Raw genomic sequence first — 3,236 nt, 5'->3', positions numbered from 1 at the left:
ATCGTCTTTCTGGCGTTGCTTCGCCTCCTTGGCGAAATCGGTCGAACCGAATTCGTCCTGCCACCGAGAGCGGCTCTTGAAAGCCCCCTGGATCCTCGGGTCAAGCCCGAGGATGACAATATTGGAGACTAACCAATTCCAAAAATCCGGTGCGTGCCTTCGACGTCGCGCAGCGGGTGGAGGCCGAGGTCGAGCAGCGGGCGGCCGCAGGCGTCGCGGAACGGTTCCGACACCAGCACCCGGCGGCGCAGGGTCTTGGTCAGCTCCTCCAGCCGGCTGGCGCGGTTCACCGCCGGGCCGATCACGGTGAAGTCCAGCCGCCGGGCGGCGCCGATATTGCCGTAGGCGATCTCGCCGACATGCAGGCCGATGCCGAAATCGACCGCGTCCGGCCCCGCCAGCCCGCGCTCGGCATTGGTGGCGTCGACCTTGGCGCAGAAGGCCTCGGCCGCGGCCAGGGCGGCGGCGCAGGCGGTGCGGCGGTCCACATCCTGCGTCACCGGGAAGATCGCCAGCACCGCGTCGCCGATGAACTTCAGGATCTCGCCGCCCTCGGCCTCGATCGCGACGCCCATGTCGCCGAACCAGCCGTTCAGCAGCTCGACCACGTCGCGGATGGCATGGACCTCGCTGCGCCGGGTGAAGGCGCGCAGGTCGGCCAGCCAGATCGCTGCCTCGATCCAGTCGACCTGGCCGCGCTCGATCTGGCCCTCGACGATGCGCTGGCTGGTGCGGGCGCCGACATAGGTGTCGAGCAGGTCGAGCGCGATGCGCTTCCACACCTGGCGCTCGGCATAAGGGCTGAACAGCCGCGCGGCCGTGTCCAGCGCCTTCAGGTCGTCATCGTCGAAGCCGCCCGGCTGCCGCGTGGCGAAGGACAGGAAGCGGGTGCGGCTGGTGTCGAGGAAGGGCAGCGGCGTGATCAGATAGTCGGTGGAGCCCTGCTGCTGCAGCTCCTGCAGCATCGGCAGGTCGCTGACATCGCCATCGAGCCGGCGGCGATAGGCCCGCTCGGTATCGTCGACGATCTTGGTCGGGCTGGTCAGATAGCCCGTGCTCTGCAGGATGCCTTGGCGCTCGCGCTCCCGGAACTCGATGGCCTCGTCGCTCCAGACTAGCATGGTGCCGCTGATCTCGGGGTGCAGCACCTCGAGCCCGATATGGATGCGCCAGCACGGCACGATGGTCTGCGCCACCCGCTCGCAGAACCCCGGGAACAGGCCCTTGAGCGGCACCGGCCGCCGCGTCGCCTCGACCAGCCAGAGGCCGAGCGCCTCCAGCCCGGCGCGATGCCTGTCGGCGATCGGTCGGCAATCCCAGTCCGGCGGCAATCCGTCTTGCATGGCGGGAGAGAATACCTTCGGCAGGGTGCGGTCAATGCGGCGCTTGGCGCGGACAGCATCGCATTGCGGGGCGGCCGTGGCCACAGCCGCGGCCCTGCGCCGCGTGCGCGGGCTGTCCGTCTGCCCTGCGGCACGGTCATGTCATCCGCGCCGCTTCCGGCCTATCCTGCGGTGGCATATCGCACCGCCAGCAAGAGAGGACCGACATGGCTGCGCAACGGACCGGCTCCGACCTCCTCGTCGAGGCCCTGGTCAATGAGGGCGTGGACCGCGTCTTCGGCGTGCCGGGCGAGGAGAATCTCGACATCGTCGAATCGCTCCGCCGCTCCGGCATCGAGCTGATCGTCACCCGGCACGAGCAGTCGGCCGCCTTCATGGCCGCGACCTACGGCCGGCTGACCGGCAAGGCCGGCGTGTGCCTGACCACGCTCGGGCCCGGCGCCCTCAACCTGACCACCGGCGCGGCCTATGCCCTGCTGGGCGCCATGCCGATGGTGATGATCACCGGCCAGAAGCCGATCCTGAAGAGCCGCCAGGCGCAGTTCCAGATCGTCGACATCGTCGCCACCATGCGGCCGCTGACCAAGTCGTCGCGCCAGATCGTCAGCACCGGCGCGATCCCGACCCTGGTGCGCAACGCCTTCCGCATCGCCCAGGAGGAGCGGCCGGGCCCGGTGCATCTGGAGTTGCCGGAGGATATCGCCGCCGCGCCGGCGCCCGAGGGGCTGGGCCCGGTGCCGCTGCACCCGCTGGAGCTGCCGGTGGCCAATGACGAGGCGGTGGCCAAGGCGGCCGCGATGCTGCGCGCCGCCCAGCGCCCGCTGGTGATGATCGGCGCCGCCGGCAACCGCCGCCACCTGGTGCCGGCGCTGTCCGACTTCGTGCGCCGGATGAACATCCCCTTCTTCAACACCCAGATGGGCAAGGGCGCGGTCGACGGCAATTCCGGCCTCTATATCGGCACCGCCGCCCTGTCCGAGGGCGACTACCTGCACGATGCGGTGACCAAGGCCGACCTGATCCTGGCGATCGGCCACGACGTGGTCGAGAAGCCGCCCTTCATCATGGAGCAGGCGGGCCAGAAGGTGATCCATGTCGGCTATCAGCCGGCAGACATCGCCGAGGTCTACTTCCCGGACCATGAGGTGGTGGGCGACATCGGTGCCTCGCTGGCCCGGCTGGCCGAGGTGTTCGGCGGGCCGCACCCGACCGCGGCCGAGTCCTTCGCCGCGCTGCGCGAAAAGATCCTGGAGCGGGCGGCGGCGGACGGCACCAGCGGCAGGTTCCCGCTGCTGCCGCAGCGCATCGTCCACGATGTGCGCGAGGTGATGCCGCAGAACGGCGTCGTCGCCCTCGACAACGGCATGTACAAGATCTGGTTCGCCCGCAGCTACCGCACCCACATCGCCAACACCATCCTGCTGGACAACGCGCTGGCGACGATGGGCGCCGGCCTGCCCTCGGCCATGGTGGCGGCGATGCTGCATCCGGACCGCCGGGTGATGGCGGTGTGCGGCGACGGTGGCTTCATGATGAATTCGCAGGAGCTGGAGACGGCGATCCGGCTGAAGCTGAACCTGGTCGTGGTGATCCTGGTCGACAACGCCTACGGCATGATCCGCTGGAAGCAGGAGGCGCAGGGCTTCGCCGATTGGGGCCTGACCTTCGGCAACCCGGATTTCGTGACCTACGCCAAGGCCTATGGCGCCACCGGCTGGGACGTGAAATCCGCCGAGGACTTCGTGCCGACGCTGGAGCAGGCCTATGCCCAGGGCGGCGTGCACCTGGTCAGCGTGCCGGTCGACTACACCGAGAACAGCCGCGTCTTCATCGAGGAACTGCGCAGCCACGCCTCGGCGGTGGAGGCGGATTGAGCCGGCGGACCATGGCGAT

General features: G+C 69.2%; 2 protein-coding genes. One reads left to right on the top strand and one right to left on the bottom strand.

Translation table 11 applies throughout. The features are described 5' to 3' along the window. Positions 1-128: 128 nt before the first annotated feature. Positions 129-1,343 (bottom strand): adenylate/guanylate cyclase domain-containing protein, encoded by a 1,215-nt coding sequence (locus ABDW35_RS34595; RefSeq protein WP_343718382.1) that lies wholly within the window; start codon positions 1,341-1,343, stop codon positions 129-131. Positions 1,344-1,549: 206 nt separating this feature from the next. On the opposite strand from ABDW35_RS34595, the gene ABDW35_RS34590 reads away from it, so the two are divergent. Continuing rightward, positions 1,550-3,217 (top strand): acetolactate synthase large subunit, encoded by a 1,668-nt coding sequence (locus ABDW35_RS34590; protein WP_343718381.1) that lies wholly within the window; start codon positions 1,550-1,552, stop codon positions 3,215-3,217. The last annotated feature ends 19 nt before the right edge of the window (positions 3,218-3,236 follow it).

This window comes from Inquilinus sp. (genome assembly GCF_039594555.1).
GTDB lineage: Bacteria > Pseudomonadota > Alphaproteobacteria > DSM-16000 > Inquilinaceae > Inquilinus.
This window is presented reverse-complemented; position numbering and strand designations above follow the sequence as displayed.